This is a genomic window from Rhizobium phaseoli (genome assembly GCF_010668805.1).
Lineage (GTDB): Bacteria > Pseudomonadota > Alphaproteobacteria > Rhizobiales > Rhizobiaceae > Rhizobium > Rhizobium phaseoli_A.
On record NZ_WUFT01000004.1, the window covers coordinates 267,271 to 294,248 of the forward strand.

The 26,978-nt window shown below is 61.2% G+C and carries 21 protein-coding genes; 8 read left to right on the top strand and 13 right to left on the bottom strand.

All coding sequences use genetic code 11. From position 1 onward, the window contains the following. Positions 1-3 precede the first annotated feature (3 nt). Together GR197_RS08360 and GR197_RS08365 are read right to left on the bottom strand one after the other, a co-directional pair. A complete protein-coding gene (locus tag GR197_RS08360) occupies positions 4-2,217 on the bottom strand; it encodes a bifunctional diguanylate cyclase/phosphodiesterase (protein ID WP_164008392.1) in 2,214 nt (737 codons plus the stop codon). Positions 2,218-2,354: 137 nt separating this feature from the next. Next, entirely contained in the window at positions 2,355-3,728 is a 1,374-nt protein-coding gene (locus GR197_RS08365; RefSeq protein WP_164008394.1) for a GH1 family beta-glucosidase, read from the bottom strand. A gap of 214 nt (positions 3,729-3,942) precedes the next feature. Between GR197_RS08365 and GR197_RS08370 the strand changes: the two genes are divergently transcribed. Beyond that, positions 3,943-4,347 carry a DoxX family protein gene (locus tag GR197_RS08370; protein WP_164008396.1) on the top strand — a complete coding sequence of 135 codons (405 nt, stop codon included), beginning with the start codon at positions 3,943-3,945 and terminating at the stop codon, positions 4,345-4,347. Between the two features lie 75 nt (positions 4,348-4,422). Here GR197_RS08370 and GR197_RS08375 read toward each other — a convergent pair whose 3' ends face one another. The 5 genes from GR197_RS08375 to GR197_RS08395 all read right to left on the bottom strand — a co-directional run bounded on the left by GR197_RS08375 (position 4,423) and on the right by GR197_RS08395 (position 10,863). Further along, the gene (locus GR197_RS08375; protein ID WP_164008398.1) at positions 4,423-5,610 is read right to left on the bottom strand and encodes a Gfo/Idh/MocA family protein; all 1,188 of its coding nucleotides are present in this window, start codon (positions 5,608-5,610) and stop codon (positions 4,423-4,425) included. A gap of 198 nt (positions 5,611-5,808) precedes the next feature. Next, complete coding sequence (locus tag GR197_RS08380; protein WP_164008400.1) at positions 5,809-6,861, bottom strand: sugar phosphate isomerase/epimerase family protein; 1,053 nt, start codon at positions 6,859-6,861, stop codon at positions 5,809-5,811. A 351-nt stretch (positions 6,862-7,212) separates the two neighbouring features. Then, on the bottom strand, positions 7,213-8,160 hold the full coding sequence (locus tag GR197_RS08385) for a substrate-binding domain-containing protein (RefSeq protein ID WP_164008402.1): 948 nt from the start codon (positions 8,158-8,160) through the stop codon (positions 7,213-7,215). Between the two features lie 112 nt (positions 8,161-8,272). Continuing rightward, the gene (locus tag GR197_RS08390; RefSeq protein WP_164008404.1) at positions 8,273-9,277 is read right to left on the bottom strand and encodes an ABC transporter permease; all 1,005 of its coding nucleotides are present in this window, start codon (positions 9,275-9,277) and stop codon (positions 8,273-8,275) included. A 59-nt stretch (positions 9,278-9,336) separates the two neighbouring features. Beyond that, complete coding sequence (locus GR197_RS08395; protein ID WP_164008406.1) at positions 9,337-10,863, bottom strand: sugar ABC transporter ATP-binding protein; 1,527 nt, start codon at positions 10,861-10,863, stop codon at positions 9,337-9,339. A gap of 169 nt (positions 10,864-11,032) precedes the next feature. Between GR197_RS08395 and GR197_RS08400 the strand changes: the two genes are divergently transcribed. Then, the gene (locus GR197_RS08400) at positions 11,033-12,064 is read left to right on the top strand and encodes a substrate-binding domain-containing protein (protein ID WP_164008408.1); all 1,032 of its coding nucleotides are present in this window, start codon (positions 11,033-11,035) and stop codon (positions 12,062-12,064) included. A gap of 81 nt (positions 12,065-12,145) precedes the next feature. Here GR197_RS08400 and xylA read toward each other — a convergent pair whose 3' ends face one another. From xylA to GR197_RS08425, 5 genes are all read right to left on the bottom strand, one after another. Further along, positions 12,146-13,456, bottom strand: a complete 1,311-nt coding sequence (gene xylA / locus GR197_RS08405; RefSeq protein WP_164008410.1) for a xylose isomerase — start codon at positions 13,454-13,456, stop codon at positions 12,146-12,148. A 179-nt stretch (positions 13,457-13,635) separates the two neighbouring features. Further along, a complete protein-coding gene (gene xylB / locus GR197_RS08410; RefSeq protein ID WP_164008412.1) occupies positions 13,636-15,090 on the bottom strand; it encodes a xylulokinase in 1,455 nt (484 codons plus the stop codon). 19 nt (positions 15,091-15,109) lie between these two features. Next, positions 15,110-16,132 carry a LacI family DNA-binding transcriptional regulator gene (locus GR197_RS08415; RefSeq protein WP_164008414.1) on the bottom strand — a complete coding sequence of 341 codons (1,023 nt, stop codon included), beginning with the start codon at positions 16,130-16,132 and terminating at the stop codon, positions 15,110-15,112. A 207-nt stretch (positions 16,133-16,339) separates the two neighbouring features. Beyond that, positions 16,340-17,941 (bottom strand): DHA2 family efflux MFS transporter permease subunit, encoded by a 1,602-nt coding sequence (locus GR197_RS08420; protein ID WP_164008416.1) that lies wholly within the window; start codon positions 17,939-17,941, stop codon positions 16,340-16,342. Between the two features lie 27 nt (positions 17,942-17,968). Continuing rightward, positions 17,969-19,177 carry an HlyD family secretion protein gene (locus GR197_RS08425; protein ID WP_164008418.1) on the bottom strand — a complete coding sequence of 403 codons (1,209 nt, stop codon included), beginning with the start codon at positions 19,175-19,177 and terminating at the stop codon, positions 17,969-17,971. A 152-nt stretch (positions 19,178-19,329) separates the two neighbouring features. On the opposite strand from GR197_RS08425, the gene GR197_RS08430 reads away from it, so the two are divergent. From GR197_RS08430 to lysS, 5 genes are all read left to right on the top strand, one after another. Then, the gene (locus tag GR197_RS08430; RefSeq protein ID WP_164008420.1) at positions 19,330-20,010 is read left to right on the top strand and encodes a TetR/AcrR family transcriptional regulator; all 681 of its coding nucleotides are present in this window, start codon (positions 19,330-19,332) and stop codon (positions 20,008-20,010) included. A 104-nt stretch (positions 20,011-20,114) separates the two neighbouring features. Then, on the top strand, positions 20,115-20,954 hold the full coding sequence (locus GR197_RS08435; protein ID WP_164008422.1) for an AraC family transcriptional regulator: 840 nt from the start codon (positions 20,115-20,117) through the stop codon (positions 20,952-20,954). 159 nt (positions 20,955-21,113) lie between these two features. After that, a complete protein-coding gene (locus GR197_RS08440; protein WP_164008424.1) occupies positions 21,114-21,863 on the top strand; it encodes a TerC family protein in 750 nt (249 codons plus the stop codon). Positions 21,864-22,100: 237 nt separating this feature from the next. Further along, on the top strand, positions 22,101-23,555 hold the full coding sequence (gene gltX / locus GR197_RS08445) for a glutamate--tRNA ligase (protein ID WP_164008426.1): 1,455 nt from the start codon (positions 22,101-22,103) through the stop codon (positions 23,553-23,555). 22 nt (positions 23,556-23,577) lie between these two features. Then, complete coding sequence (lysS, locus tag GR197_RS08450) at positions 23,578-25,074, top strand: lysine--tRNA ligase (protein WP_164008427.1); 1,497 nt, start codon at positions 23,578-23,580, stop codon at positions 25,072-25,074. Positions 25,075-25,141: 67 nt separating this feature from the next. Here lysS and GR197_RS08455 read toward each other — a convergent pair whose 3' ends face one another. Further along, a complete protein-coding gene (locus GR197_RS08455; RefSeq protein ID WP_164008429.1) occupies positions 25,142-25,882 on the bottom strand; it encodes a hypothetical protein in 741 nt (246 codons plus the stop codon). Positions 25,883-26,061: 179 nt separating this feature from the next. Here GR197_RS08455 and GR197_RS08460 point away from each other — a divergent pair, with 179 nt between their 5' ends. Next, positions 26,062-26,970, top strand: coding sequence for a LysR family transcriptional regulator (locus tag GR197_RS08460; protein ID WP_164008431.1), 909 nt, complete (start codon positions 26,062-26,064; stop codon positions 26,968-26,970). Positions 26,971-26,978: the final 8 nt, after the last annotated feature.

A 26,978-nucleotide genomic window follows, 5' to 3' on the forward strand; every position in this document is an offset into this window, starting at 1 on the left:
CGGTCAGGCTGCGCCGATGCGGCGCCGGGCCGCCGGTTCCGCTGCGCGTCGCTCGTTCAGCATCTCAGTGATAAGCTCGGCCGTCACCGGCTTTCCGAACAGATAGCCCTGCAGGCAATCGCAGCCGAAGAGGCGCATGGCTATTGCCTGCTCCTCGGTCTCGATGCCTTCGGCCGTCACCGGAATGTCGAGCGAGCGGGCAAGCGCCACCGTCGCCTGCAGCATCTCGCGCTGACGTTTGTCCTCGTTGACACCCATCACCAGCGAGCGGTCGATCTTGATCCGGTCGAAACCGAACTGCCTGAGATAACCGATCGAGGAGAAGCCGGAGCCGAAATCGTCGAGCGCCACTTTGACACCCAGCGCCTTCAGCCGGTCGATCGACTGGCGGGTGCGCTGCGGATTCTGGATCATGTAGCCTTCGGTGATCTCGAGCGTGATACGGCCGGCCTCGATTTCGGTTTGCTTCAGCACGTAGCGCACATAGTCGGCAAAGGCGGGATTGCGGAACTGGCCGGGCGAGACGTTGACCGAGACGTTGAGTTCCGGCCATTGCTTGGCTGTCTCGCAGGCCTTGCGCAGCACGAACAGACCGAGCGATTCGATGAGACCGCTGGTCTCGGCGATCGGGATGAAGACCTCGGGCGAGATAGGGCCATGGCCCGGACGGTTCCAGCGCACCAGTGCCTCGACACCGGTCGGCGCATGGGAGGCCGCATCGATCAGCGGCTGGTAGGCGAGCGTCAGGTCGCCGCTCTCAATGGCGATCCGGAGATCGAGCTCCAGCGCATTGCGCTGCTCTCGATCCGCATCCATCGACGGATCGTAGAGCATCATCCGCGCACGGCCGGCTTCCTTCGCCTTGTACATGGCAAGGTCGGAGCGGCGCACCAGTTCTTCACGCTCGATCATGCCGCAAGGCGACATGGCGATGCCGATGCTTGCTCCGACGACAACGACGCGGCGGCCAATCTCCAGCGGCTCGACAAGAAAATCGAGGATCTGCTCGGCTAGCTGCAGTGCGGCGGCATTCTCGCCGTCGGAGAGAAAGGCGATCGCGAATTCATCGCCGCCGATGCGGGCGAGAACCGCGCCTTGCGGGATGAGCACGTCGAGACCGGCAGCGACCGCGCGGATCAACTGGTCGCCGGTGCCGTGGCCATAACTGTCATTGACCTCCTTGAAGCCGTCGAGGTCGAGATAAAGGAGCAGCACGTTGCGCTTGGACTGGCGAGCCTCGACGACGAAGCGGTCGACGGCAAGCCCGAGACCATCGCGATTGGAAAGACCGCTCAGCCGGTCACGTAGCGCCTCCTCGCGGGCGCTGTTTTCCTCGGCCTTCAGCCGGCGGCCGGCAAGCCAGCCGATGACCAGCAGCACCACGAAGAACAGCCCGACCAGGCCGAGCGCCTGGATAACCATCGGCCGCACCTGTGCGTAGCCGACATCACCCGGTGAACGCGAGGTCCAGACGAGCTTTTTGAGTATTCCCCCGGACGGATCGACGATCGGCACGAAATAATCGGCCTCGAAGCTCGCCGGCGCCAGCCTCAGCCCGCCGATGACATAGGTCTGGCCGAGCGCGGCCACCCGGTCATTGTCGAGATGGCGGGCAAAAACGAGATAGCGGTGTTGGCCGGCAGGCACATCAAGCGCGCCGGATTTTTTCCGCACCAGGGCGACACCGACAGCGGCAACACCGCGTTTGGTAGTGACGAACCCGACCGCTTGGGGAGTACCGGCTAGGCCGGCCGCCTTCGCCGTCTCGAACAGGGTCCAGAGCGACGGCGCGAAGTAATCCGCGAGCGGCTCCTCCATCGGCTTGCCGTCGCGATAGGCCATGATCGGCGTCTTCCCGTCATCGATGATGATCGCCATGTCGAAAAGCGCGCTGTTGACCGACATCTCGCCGTAATTGCTCGCCGTCCAGGCCATGCCGTCTGGCGAATAGACATTGACGGCGGCATCGTCCCAGGCGGCGTAATCGTCGAGCGTCGCGCCGAGCTGGTCCTCGAAAGTCTTCAACGCCCCGATCGTCGTTTCGCGCGAGCGCTCATCATCGAGGAGATTGGAATTCTCGGCCACGCGTTCGAGCGCCGTCAGCACCATCACGGTGACGATTGCGACGATGACGGCAAAGGAGAAAAGTACGCCCGTGACGGTAATGTGACGGCCTATTCCCAATCCCTTGCTCTGCGGCTTTCCGGCTGTCTGCATTACGGCTCCCTGACCGTCCGACTTTGCCAGTCAAGGGTTCAAAAACGTTTAAGCAACCGCCTGTTGAATCTTTGCGAGACCTTATTCTTTGCCTGCCGATGACGGAAAATTCAGGAAAGCAATGTCAACCGCCCCATCTAACCCGCCTTGTGATTGCCCTTCGGGAATTGTGCTGCGAGGTCGCGATACCACTTGCCGCTTTTCTTCACCGTGCGCAGCTGGGTCTGATAATCGACATGCACGAGACCGAAGCGCATGCGGTAGCCCTCCGCCCATTCGAAATTGTCCATCAGGCTCCAGGCGAAATAGCCGCGCATGGGATAGCCGTCTTTGATGAGACCGGCCACGACATCGAGATGGTCGCCGAGATAGTCCAGGCGCATCTTATCGTCGACCACGCCGCCAACGACATCGGTGTTGTCGCAGGCGCCGTTCTCGGTGATGTAGCATTCCGGCAGTTCATAGCGGCGGTAAAGGCCCTCGACCAGGAGCTTCAATCCCGGCGCATAGACTTCCCAGCCGATATCGGTTTTGACGTCGCTTGTCGGCGGCGCTTTCACCGTCCACGGGAAATCGCCCTTGCGTTCGGCATCGTCGGTGACCCGCTCCGGCGTGTAGTAATTCAGACCCCACCAGTCGAGTTTCTGGCTGATGAGCTTCATGTCGCCATCCTCGATGGCGGGCATGCGGTCGCCAAGCGCCTCGACGAATTCTTTCGGATATTCGCCCTTGAAGACGGGATCGAAGAAGGCGCCGTTGTGGAACTGGTGCGCACGCTCAGTGGCTGCAAGATCGGTCGGGCTGTCGGAACCGGGGATGATCGAAGCGGCGTTGAGCACAAGCCCGACGGGAACATCGGGGGCTTCCGAGCGGATCGCCTCGACGCCGAGGCCATGGGCGAGGTTCATATAATGCATGGCGTGAAGGGCGGCCTGCATATTGCGTTCGCCCGGAGCGTGGATGCCGTAGAGATGGCTCAGCCAGACGATGCACCAGGGCTCATTGAAGGTCGCGACCTTATCGAGGCGATCGCCAAGGCGGTTCATCACTGTCTTGGCATAGCGCTGAAACGCATAGGCGGTTGAGCGCGCCGTCCAGCCGCCGTCGCCGGCAAGCAGCAGAGGCAGATCCCAATGGTAGAGCGTCGCGTAGGTCTTGATCCCCCGCGCCTTGCAGCCGTCGACCAGCCGATCGTAGAAATCGAGACCGGCCTCATTCACCGGACCCGTGCCGTCGGGGATAATGCGCGGCCAGGCGATCGAGAAGCGATAGGCTTCAACGCCCATCTCCTTGATGAGATCGAGGTCCTGCTCCAGCCGGTTATAGTGGTCGCAGGCGACGTCGCCATTGTCGCGATGATAGACGCGGCCGGGCATATTGCAGAAGGCATCCCAGATCGACGGCTTGCGGCCATCCGCCTTGCTGGCGCCCTCAATTTGGAAGGCGGCGGTGGCAACGCCGAAGGTGAAGTCGCCGGGGAAGCGCTGTGCGAGTTTTTTCGGATCGATCACCTTAAAATCCTATCTCTAGCTTGGCCGTTTGCGCGGGATTTAGCCAAGCGTGAAGGCAAAGTACAGGCTGGCGGCGAGAAAAACTGCAACGTTGCAGGAAGTCCCCCTCTTCCCATCTGCCCGCACTCATAACGGCAATGTCAGCAGGCGTGACTTGCTGTTGAGGCCACGATCCTTACACGGGAAATGGCATCACAAATGTGAAAGGAATCCCATGCTGTCTTCCGTCCATCTGCTGCAGCCTCATCTGCTGAGCCTGCTGCGCATCGTCTCGTCACTTGTCCTTTTCAGCTACGGAACGCAGAAGATTTTGCATTTTCCGGTTGCGGCAAGCGTACCGTCTGCCGGCTCGCTCTCCTGGATTGCCGGGCTTATCGAACTCACCCTCGGCTTCCTGGTCCTGGTGGGATTCCAGACCCGTATCGCAGCCTTCGTGCTCTCCGGCCTGATGGCCTTCGCTTATTTCATCGGGCATGCGCCGAAGGGCATCTATCCCGCCCAGAACGGCGGCGTCGCGGCAATCCTGTTCTGCTTCGTGTTTCTGTATCTGGTGGCGGCAGGCGCGGGACCGTTGAGCGTGGACAACCTGCTGAAGCGTGGCCGCACTGCTGCTGCCTGATCACCATAAACAAAACGCCGAGGCGACTTTGAGCCCGCCTCGGCGTTTTTCATTGGGCGACGCGGATCTGTAAACTCAGACCTTGACCCATGCGCCGTTTTTCTTGGAAGAGGCGACGCAAGCCTCGACAAAGGCCACACCCTTCACGCCGTCATCGACGGTGGGGTAGACCACTGCCTTGTCGACGGCTTTGCCCTTCTTGCGGGCATTGATCGTATGCGCGGCTTCGGTATAGATCGTCGCGAAGGCTTCGAGATAACCCTCGGGATGCCCAGACGGCACGCGCGAAACGCGGCCGGCAGCCGCGCCTGAACCGGCGCCGCCCCGGGTGATCAGCCGCTTCGGTTCGCCGAACGGTGTGTACCAGAGGTAGTTCGGGTCCTTCTGAGTCCATTCCAGCCCGCCCTTGGAACCGTAGACGCGGACCATCAGGCCGTTCTCATGGCCGGGCGCCACCTGGCTGCACCAGAGCATGCCCTTGGCCGGCTTCTCCGAGCCCTTGGCCTTGAAGCGCAGCATGACATGGGCGTTGTCATCCAGCCGGCGGCCGGGAACGAAACTGTCGAGATCGGCGGCGAGACTGTCGAGCTCCAGGCCTGATATGAAGGCGGCGAGATTATAGGCATGCGTGCCGATATCCCCCGTCGAGCCACCGACGCCGGATTGCGCCGGATCGGTGCGCCAGGCGGCCTGCTTCTGGCCGGTCTGCTCGACCGCCTCCGTCAGCCAGTCCTGCGGATATTCGGCCTGGACGACTCTTATATCGCCGAGTTCGCCGTTCGCGATCATCTCGCGCGCCTGGCGGACCATTGGATAACCGGTGTAATTATGCGTCAGCACGAAGAGCGCGCCGCTCTCGTCGGCAATCTTCTTCAGCTTCTTCGCATCGGCAAGGTTCGATGTCAGCGGCTTGTCGCAGATGACATGGATGCCACGCTTCAGGAATTCCTTGGCCGCATCATAGTGCACATGGTTCGGTGTGACGATCGCCACCGCCTCGATGCCGTTCTTCAGTTTCGCCTCGCGGATCGCCATCTCGCGGTAGCTGGAATAGGTCCGCGACGGATCAAGGCCGAGGTCGCGGCCTGATTGAACCGCCTTTTCAGGCGTCGACGACAGCGCGCCGGCGATGAGCTCGTACTGATCGTCGATGCGTGCCGCGATCCGGTGCACCGCACCGATAAACGCGCCGGCGCCGCCGCCGACCATGCCGAGCCGGATGCGCGGCTCGCGGGTCTGTTCGGATGATGCTTCGATTGCCATTCTGTCCTCCTGAAATTTAAACTTGGTGCGGATGCGCCCCTCATCCGGCTGCCGCCACCTTCTCCTCGTTCAAACGGGGAGAAGGGATATGCCGCGCCGCCTCCGTCCCACTCCAACACTTCGTTGGGCAAGTCCCCTCTCCCCGTTCACGGGGAGAGGGTTAGGGTGAGGGGCAGCCCTCGCGGCACACCCTATGTCTCAGAGCCCCAGCATCCGCCGGTTCGCCGCCTGGTCCGTGCCGCTGCCGGCGAAATCGTCGAAGGCTTTCTCGGTGACGCGGATAATATGGGCGGCAACGAATTCGGCCCCTTCGCGGGCGCCGTCCTCCGGATGCTTCAGCGCGCATTCCCATTCGACTACGGCCCAGCCGTCAAAATTATTCGCCGTCATCTTCGAGAACACCGCGCCGAAATCGACCTGGCCGTCGCCGAGCGAGCGGAAGCGGCCGGCCCGTTCCACCCAGCCCTGATAGCCGCCATAGACGCCCTGGCGTCCGGTCGGATTGAATTCCGCATCCTTGACGTGGAACATCTTGATGCGGTCTTTGTAGATGTCGATGTTGTCGAGATAATCGAGGCACTGCAGAACGTAGTGCGAGGGATCGTAGAGCATGTTGGCGCGCGGATGGTTCTTCACCCGCTCCAGGAACATTTCGAACGTGATGCCGTCATGCAGATCTTCGCCGGGATGGATCTCGTAGCAGACGTCGATACCGTTCTCATCCGCATGGTTGAGGATCGGCGTCCAGCGGCGGGCGAGTTCGTCGAAGGCGGTTTCGACCAGACCGGCAGGACGCTGCGGCCAGGGATAGATGAACGGCCAGGCGAGCGCGCCGGAGAAGGTCGCATGCGCCTTGAGGCCGAGGTTTTTCGAAGCCGTCAACGCCATCTTGACCTGCTCAACCGCCCATTCTTGGCGCGCCTTCGGATTGCCCCGCACCTCGGGTGCGGCAAACCCGTCGAAGGCTTCGTCATAGGCCGGGTGAACGGCGACGAGCTGACCCTGCAGATGGGTGGAGAGTTCGGTGATCTCGATGCCGTTTTCGCGGGCCTTGCCGGCGAATTCGTCACAATAATCCTTGGACGTGGCGGCCTTCCGCAGATCAATCAGCTGGCTTGCCCAGGTCGGCACCTGGACGCCCTTGTAACCGATATCGGCCGCCCATTTGGTGATCGCGTCCCACGAGTTGAAAGGAGCGGTATCGCCCGCGAACTGGCCAAGGAAAAGGCCGGGGCCTTTGATCGTCTTCATGTCAGATTCCTCCCTGAATATCGACCGTAAACGTTTCTGAAGTGTTGTAGCACGCAATTTGGCGGGCGCAAGGCACCTATTTACCTTACAGCGCCGCGCGTCTGAAAAGACGCGCAAAGGACGCTGTAACACTTAAAATCGCTGCATAATTTTATCCTTAAATCGATTCCGATTTAAGGAATTATGCAGTAGCCTGCGGATTTGGCGCAAGGCCGGAAGCCGATGGCGCGAGCTAATCATGGTGGGCTTTGGCGGGCAAGAGGTACGTGCAGCATTTTCGGCTGGACATTGGATCGACGCATTAAAAATGCGCCCATCCTTTCGAATGGGCGCATGTCTCCAGTCGATGGATCAGAACGGAGAATCCGGGAAGTAGAAGTCCTTGGCATTGTCCTTGGTGACGAGCGTCGCATCGAGGATGTAGCTGCCGTGAACAGGGACTTGATCGTAGAGTGCTGCCGCCGTCAGCTCCATGGCCGTACCGACCATTGCCGGCGGATAGAGGACGTCGACCGGGATCAGCTTGTCGCCGTCCATCACCTTCTTGACCATGTCCTTGGAGCCGGCGCCGGCGACGACATATTTGATGTCGGTGCGCTTGGCCTGCTCGATCGCCTGCAGAACGCCGACCGCCATGTCGTCATCCTGGCACCATACGACGTCGATCTTCTGATACTTGGTCAGGTAGTCCTGCATGACCTTGAAGGCATCGTCGCGGTTCCAGTTGCCGTACTGGCGGTCGAGAACCTTGACGTTCGAGCCGGCAATGCCCTTATCGAATCCGTCCTGGCGCTGCTGGTCGATCGGGATCGGCAGACCGCGGATGACGACGACCTGCGCATCAGGCGTGGTGTCCTTGATGTACTTGCCTGCGACTTCGCCGAGAGCCGGATTGTTGCCGGCGACATAGAGGTCACGCACGGAGTTGTCGTTGCTCGACGGCGCGCGGTCGACGAGGGCGACGAACTTGCCCTTGCCCTTGACTTCCTTGATGGCGTTGACGAGCGGATCGGGATCCGACGGCAGGATGACGAGAGCGTCGATGCCCTGCGTGTCGAGATCCTGCACAGCGTTTGCCTGGCTGGCAGCGTCCGGCGAGGTCTTGACGATGACGTTGAGACCAGGATGTTCGGCCATCAACAGCTTGGCGGTGCGCTCGGCATGAAACACCACGCCCGACGTCCAGCCATGGTCGGCGGCCGGAATGGACACGCCGATAGTGAATTTCTTGTCCTCGGCGTGAGCGGCGCCGGCAAACGTCACCGCCGCAACCGCCAGGCCCAACATCAATCTATGCATGCTATTTCCTCCCAAATTTCAGGGACTTTTCCATATCGGGACCGGACGCCCTGAAGCCCGATCAATTGCAAGGTCGTCAATTGCAAGCTTGGTCAAAGCAAACCGGGTCGATTCATGATTTGCGCACCAGCGAGCGTTGCACGAACATGGCGATGATGATGATCGCACCCTGGATGGCGCCGATCAGATACTCGCTGATGAAGTTCGACAGCAGCATGATGTTGCCGACGAGTTCGAGAATGAAGGCGCCGCAGATCGTCCCCCAGACCCTGCCGGCGCCGCCCTTCAGCGCCGTGCCGCCGACGACGACGGCTGTGATCGCCTGCAGCTCCCACAGGATTCCGGTCGTTGCCGACGTCGAGCCGAGACGGGGAACATAGAGCAACACGGCAATGGCGACGCACAGGCCCTGGATGACGAAGGCAATCGTCCTGACGCGATTGACCGCGATGCCGGAATAGCGGGCAACATCGCTGTTTGATCCCACAGCGACGACGTGGCGCCCGTAGCGGGTGCGATAGAGGATAAAGGCCGCAACCGCCGTCACTGCCAGGATCAGCACGATCGGTACCGGCACACCGGCGATACTGCCGAAATAAGCAGGACGATAGAGCGTCTGGATATCGGCGGAGCGAAGGGTGATCGCGCCGCCCTGCGACAGCCATGTCGTCAGGCCACGATAGATGCCCATCGTTCCGAGCGTCGCGATGAAGGGCTCGATCTTGCCCACCGTGGTGATCAGGCCATTTGCCAGGCCGCAGAGCGCACCGGCGACGATCGTGAAGACGGCCGCAACCGTCAGCATCAGCACCGGGTTTTCGATGGCGCCCGAATTCATCAGCAGGATCATCAGGCTGGCGACGAAGGCCACCATCGAGCCCACCGACAGGTCGAGATCGCCTGCTGAGATTACGAAGGTCGCCCCGACCGCGATGATGGCGATGAAGGCGCTGCGCGTCGCGACATTGGCAAGGTTGGTGATGCCGATGAAATTGGGATTGACCAGGGCTCCGACGATCAGAAGCAGCGCCAGGGCGACGAAAGGCGCGACCGCACGCAGATCGACATCCCGCCAGGATCGGCGCCGGATTTCCCTGGTCTCCTCGTTGACGCTCATTTCCAAAACCAACCTCCCGCCCCATCTTTTTTGGGCATTTTATCTGTCCGCTTCAGCCCTCAGGCCGCCGCCTTCTTCTTCAGCCCGGCGGCGTAACGCATGATCTCCTGCTCGGAAATCTCGTCGCCCTCGAGCATGCCGACGATATGTCCTTCGCGCATCACCACCACCCGCGTGCAGAGGCCAATGACCTCCGGCATCTCCGACGAGACGACGATGATCGAGCGGCCGTCCCGCGCCAGCGCCGAGATGAAATGATAGATCTGCTGTTTGGTGCCAACATCGATGCCGCGCGTCGGCTCGTCGATGATGATGATGTCGGGCTCGGTCTCCATGACCTTGGCCAGCAGCAGCTTCTGCTGGTTTCCACCCGACATCCGGCCGGCGACGATATTGCCGTCGCGCACCCGGATATCGAAACGCCGCTTGGCCTTCGCCAGAGCAGCCGCTTCGCTGCCGGGGCTGAGATAACCGCGGCGCGAATGCCTTCCGAGCGATTGCAGCGTCAAATTGGCCATCATGCCGGAGCGCAGCAGCAGGCCCTTCGACTTGCGGTCCTTGGTCATGTAGGCGAGCCCGCAGCGATTGGCGGCATGGACATCACCGGAGGGAACCGTTTCCCCTTTGATGACCACCTCACCCTCGAGACGGGTCCGCAACCCGGCGATCGCTTCCATCAGCTCGGTGCGGCCGGAGCCGATCATGCCGGAAAAACCGATGATCTCGCCTTTGCGAACCTCGAAGCTCGCATCCCTCACATAACCCGTCGACACCGAGGCGACGCTGAGGACGATCTCCTCGTCGACATCAGGCTCGACCTTGGCGGGATAGAGACTGGAAAGTTCGCGGCCGACCATCAATTGCGCGATCGATTCCCCGTCCAGAATCGATGTCTGCGACGTCTTGATCCATTGGCCGTCGCGCAGCACCGTGACACGATCGGTCAGCTCCATCACCTCGTCGAGCTTGTGGGACACGAAGACGAAGCTGGTGCCCTGGTCACGCAGCTTGCGAACCTGCTTGAAGAGCATATTGGTCTCTTCCCGCGACAGCACCGCGGTCGGCTCATCCATGAACACCACCCGCGCTTCGCGGCTGATTGCCTTGGCGATTTCGACCATCTGCTTGTCGGCGATGGAAAGCGTGCTGATCAGCGCATTCTCATCGACATGCGAACCGAGCACATCAAGAACCTTGCGTGTCTCCGAACGCATGTATTTGCGGTCGAGCACACCGAAGCGCGTGACTTCGCGCCCGAGAAAGAGGCTCTCCGTCACCGTCAGATGTTCGGCGAGGTTGAATTCCTGGTGAATGATGACGATGCCGAGCGCCTCGGCGGCACCGTTGGGCGGCAGGACGACAGGTTTGCCGTCAAGCAGAATTTCGCCGGAACTCGGCTGTTCGAAACCGGACAATACCTTGACAAGCGTGGATTTGCCGGCGCCATTTTCACCCATCAGCGCATGGATTTCGCCGGCGCGGAGATCGAAATTCACGCTGAAGAGGACCTGCACCCCACTGAAGGATTTGCATATGCGCCTGGCGGACAGCACCACGGGTGCGGTGTCGGCAGTCTCCACGGTCATCAGATCCTCCCCAAGCGGTTCTCCGGCCGCTAAGCACCTTATGTAAACCTTTACATACATCGTGTAAAGGTTTACATCGTTGATTTACACAGATCAGTTGAAGCCTGCCTTTGACCTCCCGACAAGTCTGTGTAGTGTCGCGGCGAAGACAGCCCCAAGGCAGAGCCCAGTGTCGAATTCCACGCCCGCAACAATCGAAGACGTCGCCCGGATCGCCGAGGTCTCCATCGCGACGGTGTCCCGGGCAATCCATATGCCAGAGAAGGTCGCCAATTCCACCCGCCTCAAGGTCAACCAGGCGATCGCCATCACCGGTTACACCACCAATGCCATGGCGCGCAGCCTGAGGCTCGGCCGCTCCAACATGATCCTCGTCGTGGCGCCCGATATCGGCGACCCCAATTTCTCCAACATTCTCGTCGGGCTGGAAAACGAGGCCCGCGCCCACGGCTACGGCATCCTGATCGGCCACACGCAGAACGACGCCCAGCGCGGCCTCGAATATCTGAAATTCCTGAATTCCAACCAGGCAGCCGGGCTGATCCTGTTTACCGGCATCCTGCCCTTCGGGCATCAGACGATGACTGCGCGGCTGCCGCCGAGCGTCGGCGTTTTCGAGCCTGTTTTCAACGGCGGCATTCCCTATGTCGGCGTCGACGATACCGAGGGCGCCAGGAAAGCGGTGGACCTGCTGCTGGCCGAAGGGCATCGCAAGATCGCCTTCATCGGCGATTCGCGCACCCGGCTTGCCTATACCAGGCGCCGCATGGGTTATGATGCCGGCCTCGACGCCGCCGGCGTCCCGCCGGACTTGCGGATCGTGCTCGAAGGCGATGGCACGATCGAGAGCGGGCGGCATGCGGTCGAACAGCTTTTCATGCGCGACACGCTTCCGACCGCCTTCATGTGCGTCAACGACCAGACGGCGATCGGCGTCATGGTCGGGCTCGGCGCGCGAGGCTACGACATTCCGGGAGATTTCTCGGTGACCGGTTTCGACGACGTGCCGCAGGCCGTCTTCATATCACCGCCGCTGACTACGATCCGCCAGCCGAGAACGGCGATCGGCAAACAGGCGATGGCGCTGCTGCTCGAACTCCTGTCCGATGGCCGGCCGACCGAAACGGAAATCCTGCTCCGGCCGGATCTAGTGGTTCGAAACTCCGTCTCTGCGCCGTCGCGCAACTGGTCGAAGCGTTGAGCCGATAGAGGCTGAGGACTGAGCGCCCGCAGCCATTCTGAAAGGGTTGCGCCGGCGACCGCTGGCCGCCGGCGCGCTTGATCAGACGTAACGATTGACGACGTTCTCGAGCAGTTCCTGCTTGCCTGATCTCGGCTGCGGATTGACGTCCTTGGTCTCGACCCAGGTCGTGATCTCATCCAGCGAATACTCGCCGCGGAAGAGCTTCTGCGCCTCGGCGGATTCCCAGCCGGCATAACGATCGGCGAGCGGCTGCGACAGAGCCTTGTCCTCGATCATCCTGGCAGCGGCCTTCAGGCCGCGGGCGCAGCAATCCATCCCGCCGATGTGACCGATCAGCAGATCCGCCGGGTCGAGAGACTGGCGGCGCAGCTTCGAGTCGAAATTGGTGCCGCCGGTTTTGAAGCCGCCGCCTGCCAGAACGTGATAGTAAGCGAGCGCCATTTCGGGAACATTGTTCGGGAACTGGTCGGTATCCCAGCCGGACTGGTAGTCGTTGCGGTTCATGTCGATCGAGCCGAAGATGCCGAGCGCATTGGCAAGCGCCAGCTCGTGCTCGAAGGAGTGGCCGGCAAGGATCGCGTGGCCCTGCTCGATATTGAGCTTCACCTCGTTTTCAAGTCCGTGCTTCTTGAGGAAGCCATAGACGGTCGCAACGTCGTAATCATACTGGTGCTTGGTCGGCTCCTGCGGCTTCGGCTCAATCAGGATCGTGCCCTTGTAACCGATCTTGTGCTTGTATTCGACGACGAGGTTGAGGAAGCGTCCGAGCTGGTCGAGTTCACGCTTGAGATCGGTGTTGAGCAGCGTCTCGTAGCCTTCGCGGCCGCCCCAGAGAACGTAGTTTTCACCGCCCAGCTTCTGCGTGGCGTCGATGCAGGTCTTGACCGTCGCAGCGGCGAAAGCAAAAACGTCAGGATCCGGATTGGTCGCCGCACCCGACATGTAACGGCGGTTCGAGAAGAGGTTCGCCGTGCCCCAGAGCAGCTTGGTGCCGGTGGAAGCCTGCTTTTCGGCGAAGTAGTCGACAATCTCGTTCAGGTTCTTGGTGTTTTCGGCAAAATTCTTGCCCTCCGGACGCACGTCGGCGTCATGGAAGCAGTAATAGGGCGAGCCGAGCAGCGAGAAGAATTCGAAAGCGACGTCAGCCTTAAGCTTGGCAGCCTTCATCGTGTCTTCGAACCAGGGACGCAGGAAGGTCTGACCACCGAAGGGGTCACCGCCCGGCCAGGTGAAGGTGTGCCAGTAGGCGACGGCAAAACGCAGATGGTCTTCCATGCGCTTGCCCATGACGATTTCATCAGGCTGGTAATGGCGGAAGGCCAGCGGATTAGTGCTGTCGGGGCCTTCGTATTTTATTTTCTGGATATCGCCGAAAAATCCGGTGCTCATCTTGGGTCTCCTTGGGTCGTAGTTCAGTCTTGTCGTTTGTGCCGTCTGGCCCCCTCATCCGACCCTTCGGGCCACCTTCTCCCCCAGGGGAGAAGGTGATGAGGCGCCGCCGCGTGTCTCTTCTCCCCAGCGGGGGGAAAGTGCCGGCAGGCGGATGAGGGGGCCGCTGGCTCCAGTTCTCAATGCGCCAGCGATTTGATCGCCGGATAGAGTGCGCGGTAACGCTTGTAGGCATCCTCATAAGCGCCGCTCAGTGCTGACACTGGCTCGATCGTGCCCGATGTCACCGGCGGCGTGCAGACGGCAATCGGATCTGCCCCGGTTGCCGCGATCAGGCCGAGGCGGGCGGCGCCGAAGGCCGCGCCGAAATCGCCATCGGCGGGGAGGTCGACCGGAACGCCGAGCGCGGTCGCGATCGACGCCAGCCAGTAACGCGAGCGCGAACCGCCGCCGATCGCCGTGACGCGGGATATGCCGGTGCCGGCCGAGCGCAGCGCTTCGAGATTGTCTCGGATGGCAAAGGCAACACCTTCGAGCACCGCCTGGGTGAGAACGACACGGCTGCTTTCATGTTCAAGGCCGACGAAGGCCCCACGGATGACGGCATCATTGTGCGGCGTGCGCTCGCCGGAGAGATAGGGGAGAAAGCTGACGCCGGTCGGCGCCTTCAACGTCTCACCGAGTTCTCCGGTCAGGTCGGCGGCCGATTTGCCGGTGACGCCGGAATGCCAGTTAAGTGCATCTGTGGCCGACAGGATGACGCCCATCTGGTGCCAGGTGTTCGGCAACGCGTGGCAGAAGGCATGCACGGCGCTTTCCGGCTTCGGCAGATAGGAACCGTTGGCGGCAAAAAGCACGCCTGACGTGCCGAGCGAGACGAAGGCGGCGCCATCGCTGACCGTGCCCATGCCGCAGGCCGAGGCTGCGTTGTCGCCGGCGCCGCCCGCAACGACGGCATCGCCGGAAATACCCCATTGCGCAGCAAGTTCCGCCCGCAGCTTGCCGGCCTGCCCGGTGCCTTCGACGAGTGCCGGCATCTGCTCCTCGGAAAGATTGGTGGCGGCCAGCAGTTCGGACGACCAGGCCCGCTTGCCGGTATCGAGCCAGGCGGTGCCGGCCGAATCCGACATTTCGGAGATATAGTCGCCGGTCAGCCAAAGACGCAGATAATCCTTCGGCAAGAGCACCTTAGCGATCCTGGCGAAGATATCGGGCTCATGCTTCTCGACCCAGGCGAGCTTCGGCGCGGTAAAGCCCGGGAAGACGATATTGCCGGTAAGCGCGCGAAAGCGCGGATCGGCATCGAGGGCCGCAGCCTCGACGTGGCTGCGCGTGTCGTTCCAAAGGATGCAAGGACGCAGCACCTTATCAGTGGCATCGATGAGCGTCGCGCCGTGCATCTGACCGGAAAGGCCGATGCCCTTGACTGCAGCCAACTCCTTCGGATGTTTCGCCTTGAGCCCGGCGACAGCCTCCTCCGTCGCACGCACCCAGTGGGCCGGCTCCTGCTCCGACCAGCCGGAATGCGGGCGCGAGACGTCGAGCGAACCATTGGCCGAGCCGACGATCTTCTGATCGCCGTCGATCAGCATCGCCTTGACGCCGGACGTTCCGAGATCGAGACCGAGATACATGGGGTATTCTCCTTTGCCGTTACGGCAGATTGTCTTTCAGGAATATGTCGAGGCGGATGCGCTCCTGCGCTTCGATGACGGCAAGCCCGTCCGCCTTAGCTTTCAATACACGGATGGCGCTGCGCACCTCATGGCCGGCATCCTGGTTGAGGATCGCGTCGATCGTATTGTCGACAAGTGCTGCGCGCGTATGGGCGGTGAGCTCATGGGCAATGACCGTCAGCGTCCGGTCGACGGCCTTCTCCTTCAACGCCCGGATCAGACCGCGATTGCCGGCGCCAAGGCTGTAGACGCCGATGATACCGGCATTCCCGAGCGCGTCGGCGACGAGCCTATGGGCGACTTCGGGGTCATCGCGGCCTTCGAGAACCGGCAGGATCGCAAGATGAGGAAATTCCGCGGCCATAACAGCGGCAAAGCCCTCCAACCGCTCACGATGGTCGCGCACCAGCATGGAACCGGCAAGCACCGCAATCTCACCCTTTCGCGGCCCGAGAAAGCGCCCGAGCAGGCGGGCCGCCGTGCGGCCGGCCGCAATGTTGTCGACGCCGGCATAGTGATGGCGCAGCGACCCGGTGAGATCGGAAACCAGAGTGACGATAGGAAAGCGCTCGCGCACCAGCCTGTCGACGGTGGCGCGCACCTCAGGCGCATCGGTCGCGACCATCGCGATGCCGCAAGGCCTCTCCCGGGAAAGCTCTTCGAGCACAAAAACAAGGGCGGCCGGATCGAAAGCCGGCACCTCGATGGTGCGGATATCGGTACGCTCGGCCGGCGAGCGGAGCACCGCCTGCCGGATCTCGGCATTGAGCCCGTGCATGAAGGAATTGTCGCTGGCCGGCAGGATGAACACCAATGGATACGTACGTCCCTTGGCGAGATTGGCGGCGGCGACGTCTCTGATATAACCGAGCTCACGGATCGCCGTTTCGACCTTCTCCCGCGTGACGTGACGCACACCGGGACGCTGGTTGAGAACCCGGTCGACAGTCGCGAGACTGACACCGGCGGCAGCGGCGATATCGTGAACTGTTGGCCTCATCGTTCCTCCTGACGAGACAATTAGCGCCAAATTTGATGTACGTAAATCAAAAAATCGAACAAGCCGATTTCCTCACCGATTTTCCGGCATTGATACCTGCTTCGGACTGATCCCGCCAGCGATCATCCGCCCGATGGCATAGAGGTCGGAAACCGGCAACAAAAAGGCCCTCCGGAGAGGGCCTTTCAAGGGGCGGCAGGCCGGAGGTCAGTGGCCGCCACCGCCTCCCCCGCCTTGCGGCGCAGGTTTCTTGATCATCGCGACACCGAGGATCATCGCAACGAAAAGCGCGGTCAGGATGAGGAACACGTCGCTGAAAGAGAGGACAATCGCCTGCTTGGTGGCCAGACCGACCATCTGCTTAATCGCGACCGAGGCGCCATCCATGCCATAGGTGTTGAAATTGGCGGTCATGTTATTCATCTGGTCGATCGCGGCCGGATTGCCCCAGTCCAAATTCTCCCGCAGCCGTTCGTAGTGCACGTCCTGCCGGTTGGTGAGTACGGTGTTGATGACCGCAAGACCGACGGCACCGCCGAGGTTTCTGGTCAGGTTGAACAGGCCGGATGCGCCGCGGATGCGCGACGGCGGCATGGTGCCGAGCGCTATATTGTTGATCGGCACCATGCACATCATCAGCCCGAAACCGCGCAGGATCTGCGGGATGAACAGTTCGTAGAAATCCCAATCCGCCGTCAGGTGTATCATGATGTAGGTACCGGCGGCGAAGCTGGTGAAACCGATCACCATCATCAGGCGCAGGTCCATCTTCGTCGACAGCCGACCGGCAATCGGCGCGGTGAAGAACATCGCAAGCCCGGACACGAACATCGTCTGGCCGATCATCAGTGAATCATAGCCACGAATGCGTCCGAGATAGACCGGATAGATATAGGTGAGGCCATAGAGGCCGATTCCCATGACGAAGGAGAAGATCGAGCCGAATGAGAAATTCCGGTTCGAAAAGGCCCTGAGGTCGACGACGGGGAACTCCACCGTGAAGGCACGATAGAAGAAGATGACGGCCGCAACGCCCGAGGCGACGGCGGCGATGACGATGGAGCTGTCGTTGAACCAATCGTTCGAATTGCCCTCTTCGAGCACGTATTCCATCGCACCGAGAAAGATGCCCATCGAGAAAAGCCCCCACCAGTCGAACTTCTTGAAGAGCGACAGTTCCGGCTTGTCGAAATCGATGAAGTTCCAGGTGACGAGCGTGACGATGATGCCGGGGACGATATTGACGAGGAACAGCCAGTGCCAGGAAAAGGCATGACTGAGATAACCGCCGACCGTGGGACCAATGGTCGGCGCCAGCGTGGCGATCAGGCCGATGATCGGCGAAACGATGCTGCGCTTCGACGCCGGAAAGATGGTGAAGGCAGCCGCGAAGACCGATGGGATCATGCCGCCGCCGATAAAACCCTGGATGGCGCGGTAGACGATCATCTGGTCGATATTCGTCGCCGTCGCCGCAAGCGCGCTCGCCATGGTGAAACCGGCAGCCGAGATTGCGAAGAGATAACGTGTCGAGATGATGCGCGCCAGCGTACCCGAAAGCGGGATCATGATCACTTCGGCGATCAGATAGGCTGTCTGCACCCAGCCGACTTCGTCGCTGCCGGCCGAAAGGCCGGCCTGGATTTCGGCAAGCGAAGCCGAGACGATTTGGATGTCGAGGATTGACATGAACATGCCGAGCACCATCGCGAAGAAGGCGATGAGCTTCCTCGGATCCATATGATCCTCGGCATGGGGGGCGGGCGCTGCCGGAATCGTCCCTGCTGTTGCTGTCGCACTTCCGGCCATCGAAGAACCTCCGCCTTGTCTAAAGGCTTACTTGCTCGGCGCCGTGCGGGTATCGACGTCGACGACGACGCTCAGGCCGGCGCGCAGACGCCCGCTATCGAGCGCATCCTGCGGCAGCGCGATGCGCACCGGCACGCGCTGGATCACCTTGGTGAAGTTGCCCGTGGCATTTTCCGGCGGCAGCAGCGAGAAGACTGAGCCGGAAGCCGGCGAGATCGATTCCACGGTGCCGACAACAGGATGGTCGCTATAGGCATCGACATGGACGTTAACCTTCGAGCCGGGAACCAGATGCTGTATCTGCGTTTCCTTGAAGTTGGCGTCGATATAGAGCTCATGCACCGGAACGAGCGCCATCAGACGCTGGCCCGGCGAAACGAGATCGCCTTCCTGGACCGAGCGGTTGCCGACGATGCCGTCATAAGGCGCCTTGAGCACGGTGAAGGAGAGGTCGCGGGCGGCCTTGTCGCGCGAAATTTCCAGCGAACGGACCGAACCTTCGGCCTCCTTGCGCTGCGCCTGGAGGATGGTGATGTTGGCCTGCGCGGCGGTGATATTGGCGTCGCCGCCGGCAAGATTGGCCTTGGCCTGGTCGAGCGCGATATTGGCATTGTCGAGATCGGCGGCAGTGCCGACCGACTTCGCTTGCAGCTCGCTCTGGCGCTTCTGGGTAATCTCGGCACCGCGAACGGCCGCTTCGAGTGCCACCTTTTGCGCCCGCGCCTGTAAGAGGCTGGCATTGGCGCCTTCTATCTGCGCGTCGATGCGCTGCAGCGAAAGCTGTTCGGTGGCGATCTGGGCCTCGGCCTGATCGAGGGCGTTCTGATAGTCGCCGTTATCAAGCGTGGCAAGCACGTCGCCCGCTTTGACTTCCTGGTTGGCGACTACATTCACCTTCGCGACGTAGCCCGTGACCTTCGGCGATATCGTTGCAATATCGCCCTCGATATAGGCGTCGTCTGTCGACACCATGAAGCGGCCGTTCGTCCACCATTCGTAACCATACCAGCCGCCGCCCGCCAGAATGGCGAGAACAACGATCGGCAGCACCGGGCTGCGGCGCTTCTTCGCAGCTGCAGGTGCAGCGACCGGCGCCGACTGCGCAGGCGCCGATGGTTTCTCGCGGGCTTCCGCCGTCGGAGCTTCTGCAACCGCCGCGACTTCGGCCTTCACCTCTTCGGCTTCGGCGTTTTCGCTGACAATCCGCGCGACGCTGCTTTTCTGGTTGCTCGACATGGCCACTTTACCGATCTTGGAGTAAATAATCGAACTGAACGGTTCGGTTCAGTTGACTTAAACCTGTTTTACCGTCATATCAAGATGTATAGAACCAATCGGTTCGATTTCTTTTAAAGAAAAAACGAAACCGTGAATACGGTTAAGGATAAATGACGCTGAAACCCGACCACGCCGCCGTCTTCAGCCCTCCCATTGGCGGAGGCCGGTTTGCCGCGGGCGAAGACCCGGCCAAGCGCCAGCAGATTCTCGCCGGCGCCAAGCGCGTCTTCATGAAGATGGGCTTCGACGCCGCCAGCATGAACGACGTGACGCGCGAGGCCGGCGTCTCCAAGGGAACGCTCTACGTCTATTTCACCAACAAGGAAGAACTGTTTTCGGCAATGATCGAGGCCGAGCGCGCCGCCTTCGTGGCGGCCGTGCGCACGGCGCTTGCCGAACATGACGATCCCGAAACCGGTCTGTACGAATTCGGGGTAAGCTTCGTCACCCATATGACCGATGAAAAGGTCATCAGCGCCATGCGCACCGTTCTTGGCGTGCGCGACCGCATGCCGGTGCTCTGTCAACGCTTCTTCAAGGGCCCGGAAAACCTGCGCACCATCATGCGCGATTTTCTCGAACGACAGATCACCGAAGGCAGGCTCGAGATCGACGATATCGATCTGGCCGCCGGCCAGTTTCTCGACCTCGCCAGCGGCAGTTTCTTCAAGCTCCGTCTGTTCGGAAGCATGGAAGAGCCGCCCCATCGCGACGAAATCGAGCGCGTCATTCGCGGCGCGATCCGGGTCTTCATGGCCGCTTACGGCGCGCGCCAGCACGAGAGCCCCTGACCACATCCTTGACGGTCGCTCCCCGCCGACCGAAACTCCGCAACAACGATCAAACCCGGCTGCCGGCATTTCTCTAAGAAGGAGCGGTAACCAGGGGAGTAAGGATGAGCGCCATCGCACGGGCGATATGGTTCATAGAGAGCCATTTCGAAAGCGATCTATCGCTGGAAGAGATATCGGAAGCAGCCGGATTGTCGCGTTACCATCTGTCACGCGTCTTCGGGCTCGTCACCGGCCACTCGATCAGCGGCTATATCAGAGGGCGGCGCCTCAGCCGCGCCTTGCCCACGCTTGTTAGCGGCTCGTCCACCATTCTCGAGGTTGCGCTTTGCGCGGGCTACGGCTCGCACGAAGCTTTCACCCGTGCCTTCCGCGACCAGTTCGGCATGACGCCGGATGCGGTGCGCCGGCAGGGGCACGCCCGCAACCTTGTCTTGCTGGAGCCGATCAGAATGGACCCCGCCCACCTCAACGACCTCGAACCGCCCCGCTTCGAAACCCTTCAGCCGATGCTCTTTGCCGGTCTGCAGGAGATCTACCCCTATGGCGGCAATGCCGCCATTCCTTCGCTCTGGCAGAAGTTCAATGCCCATTTCGGCCATATACCAGGCCAGAAAGGCAACGTCGCCTACGGCATCTGCACGCATATCGACGGCGAAGCGGAGAAATTCCGCTACATGGCCGCGGCCGAAATCTCCGATGCGGGTGATCTGCCGGCGGATTTTGCAACGCTCAAGCTTCCCGGCCAGCGCTACGTCGTCTTCACTCATCGCGGCCATGTCTCCGGCATTCCCGCGACCATGCACCGGATTTTCGGCACATGGTGGCCGACCTCCGGCCTGGAGCATGGCGAGACCCCCGACATGTTCGAACGCTACGACGAGCGCTTCGACCCCTATACCGGCATGGGCGTCACCGAAATCTGGTTGCCGATCAGAGCATGACGCCGAAAAGTGTGAGCGGTTTTCTCATGACATCGTCCTGTTCTAGGGAATAAAAGTCACATCGATTTCGTATACCCCCTTGCGGTGCTTGCGTAGCAGGCTACCCAAACTACATTGCGCGCGTCATTCACGCATGTGACGCAAGAGGGATATACGCTTATGCAGGAAATCATGACGCTCATTCAGGATCCGGCCGCCTGGGTGGCGCTCATCACGCTGGTGGTGATGGAAGTCGTTCTCGGGATCGACAACCTGATCTTCATTTCCATTCTCACCAACAAACTGCCGCCTGAACACCGGGAGAAGGCTCGCAAGATCGGCATCGGTCTTGCGCTCGTCATGCGCCTCGCACTCCTCGGCACCGTCGCCTGGATCGTGCAACTGACCGAACCTCTATTCGAGGCCTTCGGACACGGCTTCTCCTGGAAGGATCTGATCCTGATCGCCGGCGGCTTGTTCCTGGTCTGGAAAGCCACCAAGGAAATTCACCACAGCGTCGATCCTGTAGACCAGCAGGAGGATTTCATCGCGAAATCCACCACGACAGGCTTTGCATCGGCGATCGGCCAGATCCTGCTGCTCGACCTGGTCTTTTCGGTCGACAGCATCATCACTGCGGTCGGCATGACGCCGCATCTGCCGATCATGGTGGTCGCCGTCGTCGCCGCCGTTACCGTCATGCTGGTTGCCGCGACCCCGCTTGCCAACTTCATCGAGCGGAACCCGACGATCGTCATGCTGGCGCTCGCCTTCCTGCTGATGATCGGCACGACGCTGATCGCCGAAGGCATGGGCTTCCATGTGCCGAAGGGCTACGTCTACGCCGCCATGGCCTTCTCGGCGCTGGTCGAGGTGCTGAACATGTTCGCGCGCAATGCCCGCAAGCGCAAGCGCGAAAGCGCGCATTGAGGCTGAAGCGAGAAGGCGCGGCGAAACCGGCGCGCCTTCTCTTCCATCGGGCCTTTGCAGGCGGTTTTTCTTGACGCGCCGGTTGAATATGGCCTAAGGCCAGCCGAACGGACGATCGGCGGATAATGCGGGCGTATGCCCTTTTTCGGCCGGTTTGCCGATGAAGATATCTGCATCCTTCGACCGAACGTCGCTTTCCCCGGAAAGCCGTCCGGCGTTCATTGACGGGCCATACCAATGACAACTTCCGGCGTCCGCGTCCGCATCGCTCCCTCGCCGACCGGCGAGCCGCATGTCGGCACCGCTTACATCGCTCTCTTCAACTACCTTTTCGCCAAGAAGCACGGCGGCGAGTTCATCCTGCGCATTGAGGATACCGACGCGGCGCGCTCGACCCCGGAATTCGAGACGAAGGTGTTGGACGCCCTGAAATGGTGCGGCCTGGAATGGAAGGAAGGCCCGGATATCGGCGGTCCCTACGGCCCTTATCGCCAGTCCGACCGCAAGCCGATGTACCAGCCATACGCCGAGGAGTTGCTGGAAAAGGGCCATGCTTTCCGCTGTTTCTGCACGCCCGCGCGCCTCGAACAGATGCGCGAAACTCAGCGCGCCGCCGGCAAGCCGCCAAAGTATGATGGCCTCTGCCTCAATCTGACGGCCGAGGAAGTGACCTCGCGCATGGCAGCCGGAGAGACGACCGTCATCCGGATGAAGATCCCGGCCGAAGGCTCGTGCGACTTCACCGACGGCGTCTACGGCGATGTCTCCATCCCCTGGGATTCCGTCGACATGCAGGTGCTGGTCAAGGCCGACGGCATGCCGACCTATCACATGGCCAACGTCATCGACGACCATCTGATGAAGATCACCCATGTCGCACGCGGCGAAGAATGGTTGGCTTCAGTGCCGAAGCACATCCTGCTCTACCGCTATTTCGGTTGGGACCAGCCGGTCTTCATGCATCTGTCGCTGATGCGCAACGCCGACAAATCGAAACTGTCGAAGCGCAAGAACCCAACCTCGATCTCCTATTATTCCGCGCTCGGCTATATCCCCGAAGCCCTGATGAACTTCCTCGGCCTGTTCTTCATCCAGATCGCCGAAGGTGAGGAGCTGTTGACGATGGATGAGCTTTCGGAGAAGTTCGACCCGGAAATGCTCTCCAAGGCCGGCGCGATCTTCGACATCCAGAAGCTCGATTGGCTGAATGGCCGCTGGATCCGCGAGAAGCTTTCCGAAGAGGAATTCCAGGCTCGTGTGCTGAGCTGGGCGATGGAAAACGACCGCCTGAAGGCCGGCTTGCGCCTATCGCAGACGCGTATTTCCAAGCTCGGCGAGCTGCCCGATCTCGCCGGCTTCCTGCTGAAGTCCGATCTCGGCCTGCAGCCTTCCGACTTCGCCAAGATCAAGTCGCCGCCGGAAGAGATCCTGGAGATCCTCAACACCGTTCAGCCGGATCTCGAAAAGATCCTGGAATGGAATGTCGAGACGATCGAGGCAGAGCTGCGCGCGATTGCCGACCGCATGGGCAAGAAGCTGAAGGTGGTGGTCTCGCCACTCTTTGTCGCCGTGTCCGGCTCGTCGCGTTCGCTGCCGCTCTTCGATTCCATGGCGATCCTCGGCCGGTCCGTCGTGCGTCAGCGCCTGAAGCTCGCCTCGCAGGCGGTTGCCGCCCTCGTTGGCTCGAAGTAAGAACAGTCAGAGGATTTCGACAGTGGCTGACAACAAGACCGAAAACACCCTTTCCTCCGACGCGACTGAGGTGCGCGCCCAGAAGCTGAAGCTGCTGCGCGAGCAGATCGGCGACGTCTACCCGGCGCATTTCCACCGGACGATGACCAATGCCGAGCTCGGCGCCAAATACGAATCTCTGGAACCCGACGTCGAGACGCAGGACATCGTGACCGTTGCCGGTCGCGTTTATTCCTCGCGTAACTCCGGCATGTTCATGGATATCCACGACGCCGGCGGCAAGATCCAGATTTTCAGTCACAAGGACACGACCCCGGAAGAAGCCCGGGCGCTGCTGCCGATGATCGATATCGGCGATATCATCGGCGTCACCGGCATCGTGCGCCGCACCAAGCGCGGCGAACTGACGATCAACGCCCAGAAGATCGAAATGCTGACCAAGTCGCTGCTGCCGATGCCCGAAAAGTGGCACGGGCTCTCCGACATCGAGCTGCGTTATCGCAAGCGCCATCTCGACATCATGACCAACGAGGATTCGAAGCTTCGCTTCCAGCAGCGCTCGAAGATCGTCTCCGGCATCCGACGCTTCATGGAGAATGACGGCTTCATGGAAGTCGAGACGCCGATGCTGCAATCGATCTATGGCGGCGCCACCGCCGAGCCGTTCAAGACGCATCACAACACGCTGAAGCTCGACATGTATCTGCGCATCGCGCCAGAACTGTTCTTGAAGCGCACGCTGGTCTCGGGCCTCACTGACAAGGTCTTCGAGATCAACCGGAACTTCCGGAACGAAGGCGTCTCCACCCGGCACAATCCTGAATTCACCATGATGGAGTGTTATTGGGCCTATGCCGATTACGAGGACATGATGGACCTCGTCGAGCGGCTGTTCGAGACCCTGGCGCTCTCCATCCATGGCACCACCGAATTCGAATTCGGCGACAAGCGCCTGTCCTTCAAGGGGCCGTTCAAGCGGGTGCCGATGCCTGATGCCGTCAAGGAAGTCACCGGCATCGACTTCCTGGCGATGAAGACGGACGAGGAAGCCCGCGCTGCCGCCAAGGCCGCCGGCTTCGAGGTCGAGAAAGACTGGACCTGGGGCGAATGCCTCGCCTTCATCTTCGAAGAGAAGGTGGAGCAGACGCTGATCCAGCCCTCGCACGTCACCCACTTCCCGAAGGACATCTCGCCCTTCGCCAAGGAAGTGCCGGGCGAGCCGCGCCTCGTCGAGCGCTTCGAGACCTATTGCAATGCCTGGGAACTCGGCAACGCTTTCTCGGAGCTGAACGATCCCGAAGAGCAGCGCCGCCGCATGGTCGAACAACTCGAACAGGCGCATGCCCGCGGCGAAAAGGAAAAGCAGCTGGACGAGGAATTCCTCGATGCGATCGACCAGGGCATGCCGCCGGCAGGCGGCCTCGGCATCGGCGTCGACCGCCTCATCATGCTGCTGACCAACGCGCCGTCGATCCGCGACGTCATCCTCTTCCCGGCCCGCCGCAACAAGGCCGACTGACAGAAATAAAATATCGAACAAAATAAGCGGAGTGCCGGCCGGCGCTCCGTTTTTTTGTGCTGCCCGTTCAGTGGGTCTTTGGCGCTTCCGCCGGCGACTCTTCGGCCGGTGCCTCCGCGCCGACATCGGCGCCGCCGCTCTCCGCAGCAGGCGCGGCCTTGCTTTCGGCCGCCGGTGCTGCGCCATGTGCGCCGCCTGCGGCCTTCTTGCCCTTTTCCCCGTTCTTCGTGGAGCCAACCGCGACCGGATCGACACAATCCTCGGGATCCTTGAAACCGGAACTGATCATGGCGATTTCGTCGGAAGGCATATCTATGCGCTCACCGAAGAACAGCCCGTTTTCGCTGGCCTTGCCGTCATAGTAGCGCGCCGTATACGGCTTGTCGTCGAGGCCGGGAACGGTCTTGTCGGGATGCGGGATATAGACGACGTCGGCGCCGATGGCTCGGCCGCGGATGTCGGCGCGCAATGTCGGGCCGTTCTCGTCGAGCACCACCACCTGGACCAGATCCGGCTTCTGCGCTTCATAAACGGCCTGGGCGACCCGAAGCGCGGTTTTGACGCGCGTCATCCCATCGGTCGGTTCGGTCTTGATGTATTTGCGTACCCAGATGTGGTCCTGCTTCCGGATCGTCACCAGGTTGATGTCGCTACATTCGAGCCCGTAGCCACCACCGGCGGCACCCATCAGCCTGTCCTTGCCGACATAAACAGCCGCGCCGCCGGAAACGCCCGCCAGAAGAGCGACTCCACCGATGATGATTGCCAATTTCCGGGAAGGCCGGAACATGCGCAGTAAGGCCTTCACGCCAACTGCTCCGCCATCTGAAACTCCAACGCAGGACAAGTGCTGATAATGCTAAGGAAATGACGTTTCCGAAAGTTTAAGTGGGGGTGAAAAGCCTGCGCCATTTTGAGAAAACACCAAAAAAGGTCCGCTTTCGCCGACCGCTTGCCACGGCCTGTTCCGCCATGCTCTAAACGCCCATGGCCTTCACGCTTCGCCAGGTTCAATATTTCGTCGCCGTCGCCGAGCAGGGTTCGGTAACGCGCGCCGCACAGAACCTGTCGATCTCGCAATCCTCGGTGACGGAAGCGCTGAAGGAGCTCGAAACGGATCTCGGCGTTACGCTCTTCGAGCGCCACCCGCGCGGCCTGACGATCACCCATAACGGCCACCAGTTCCTGCGTCACGCGACGAAGATCCTCGCCTCCGTTTCCGATGCGCGCACCAGCTTCTCCGGCCAGCAAAGCGCCCTTTCCGGCACGCTGAACATCGGCGTCACTTCGCTTGTTGCCGGCTACGTGCTTTCCGACCTCCTGGCGCGATATCGGCGCGCCTGCCCTGGCATCGAGGTCAGCGCCATTGAGGACAATGGCGGCTACCTCGAACACCTCCTGGTCGGCGGCGAACTCGATGTCGCCGTCATGGTGATATCAAACCTGCGCGACCGCATGGCGCTCCAGGCGGAAATCCTCGAAACTTCGCCCTATCGGCTCTGGCTGCCGATGGGCCATCCGCTGGTCTCGGCCGACATCATCTCGGTCGCCGACATCGCCCGCGAACCGCTGATCATGCTGACGGTTGATGAAATCGAGGAGAATACCGGCAAGCTGCTCTCGGCGCTTGGCGCCCGCCCGCATGTCGCCTTCCGCACCCGATCGGTGGAGGCGGTGCGCAGCCTGGTTGCCACAGGCGCCGGCGTGGCGCTGCTTCCCGATCTGGTCTATCGCCCGTGGTCGCTTGAAGGCGACCGTATCGAAAGCCGCGACGTCTCCGGCTCGCTGCCGGTCGTCCAGGTCGGCATGGTCTGGCGCAAGGGCTCCAGCCTGCCGCAGGCGGCACGCGATTTCGTCGGCATTGCCGAGAGTCTGCGGTCTGGACGCATCCGCTGATATCGGAA

Bases quoted from the DNA above. Each gene is read 5' to 3' on its own strand.
- GR197_RS08390 (WP_164008404.1), bottom strand. From the start codon at position 9,277: ATGAGCGTCAACGAGGAGACCAGGGAAATCCGGCGCCGATCCTGGCGG.
- GR197_RS08395 (WP_164008406.1), bottom strand. From the start codon at position 10,863: ATGACCGTGGAGACTGCCGACACCGCACCCGTGGTGCTGTCCGCCAGG.
- GR197_RS08435 (WP_164008422.1), top strand. From the start codon at position 20,115: ATGAGCGCCATCGCACGGGCGATATGGTTCATAGAGAGCCATTTCGAA.
- GR197_RS08370 (WP_164008396.1), top strand. From the start codon at position 3,943: ATGCTGTCTTCCGTCCATCTGCTGCAGCCTCATCTGCTGAGCCTGCTG.
- GR197_RS08385 (WP_164008402.1), bottom strand. From the start codon at position 8,160: ATGCATAGATTGATGTTGGGCCTGGCGGTTGCGGCGGTGACGTTTGCC.
- GR197_RS08430 (WP_164008420.1), top strand. From the start codon at position 19,330: ATGACGCTGAAACCCGACCACGCCGCCGTCTTCAGCCCTCCCATTGGC.
- xylB (WP_164008412.1), bottom strand. From the start codon at position 15,090: ATGTATCTCGGTCTCGATCTCGGAACGTCCGGCGTCAAGGCGATGCTG.
- GR197_RS08380 (WP_164008400.1), bottom strand. From the start codon at position 6,861: ATGAAGACGATCAAAGGCCCCGGCCTTTTCCTTGGCCAGTTCGCGGGC.
- GR197_RS08460 (WP_164008431.1), top strand. From the start codon at position 26,062: ATGGCCTTCACGCTTCGCCAGGTTCAATATTTCGTCGCCGTCGCCGAG.
- GR197_RS08425 (WP_164008418.1), bottom strand. From the start codon at position 19,177: ATGTCGAGCAACCAGAAAAGCAGCGTCGCGCGGATTGTCAGCGAAAAC.
- GR197_RS08360 (WP_164008392.1), bottom strand. From the start codon at position 2,217: ATGCAGACAGCCGGAAAGCCGCAGAGCAAGGGATTGGGAATAGGCCGT.
- GR197_RS08440 (WP_164008424.1), top strand. From the start codon at position 21,114: ATGCAGGAAATCATGACGCTCATTCAGGATCCGGCCGCCTGGGTGGCG.
- GR197_RS08415 (WP_164008414.1), bottom strand. From the start codon at position 16,132: ATGAGGCCAACAGTTCACGATATCGCCGCTGCCGCCGGTGTCAGTCTC.
- GR197_RS08420 (WP_164008416.1), bottom strand. From the start codon at position 17,941: ATGGCCGGAAGTGCGACAGCAACAGCAGGGACGATTCCGGCAGCGCCC.
- xylA (WP_164008410.1), bottom strand. From the start codon at position 13,456: ATGAGCACCGGATTTTTCGGCGATATCCAGAAAATAAAATACGAAGGC.
- gltX (WP_164008426.1), top strand. From the start codon at position 22,101: ATGACAACTTCCGGCGTCCGCGTCCGCATCGCTCCCTCGCCGACCGGC.
- GR197_RS08375 (WP_164008398.1), bottom strand. From the start codon at position 5,610: ATGGCAATCGAAGCATCATCCGAACAGACCCGCGAGCCGCGCATCCGG.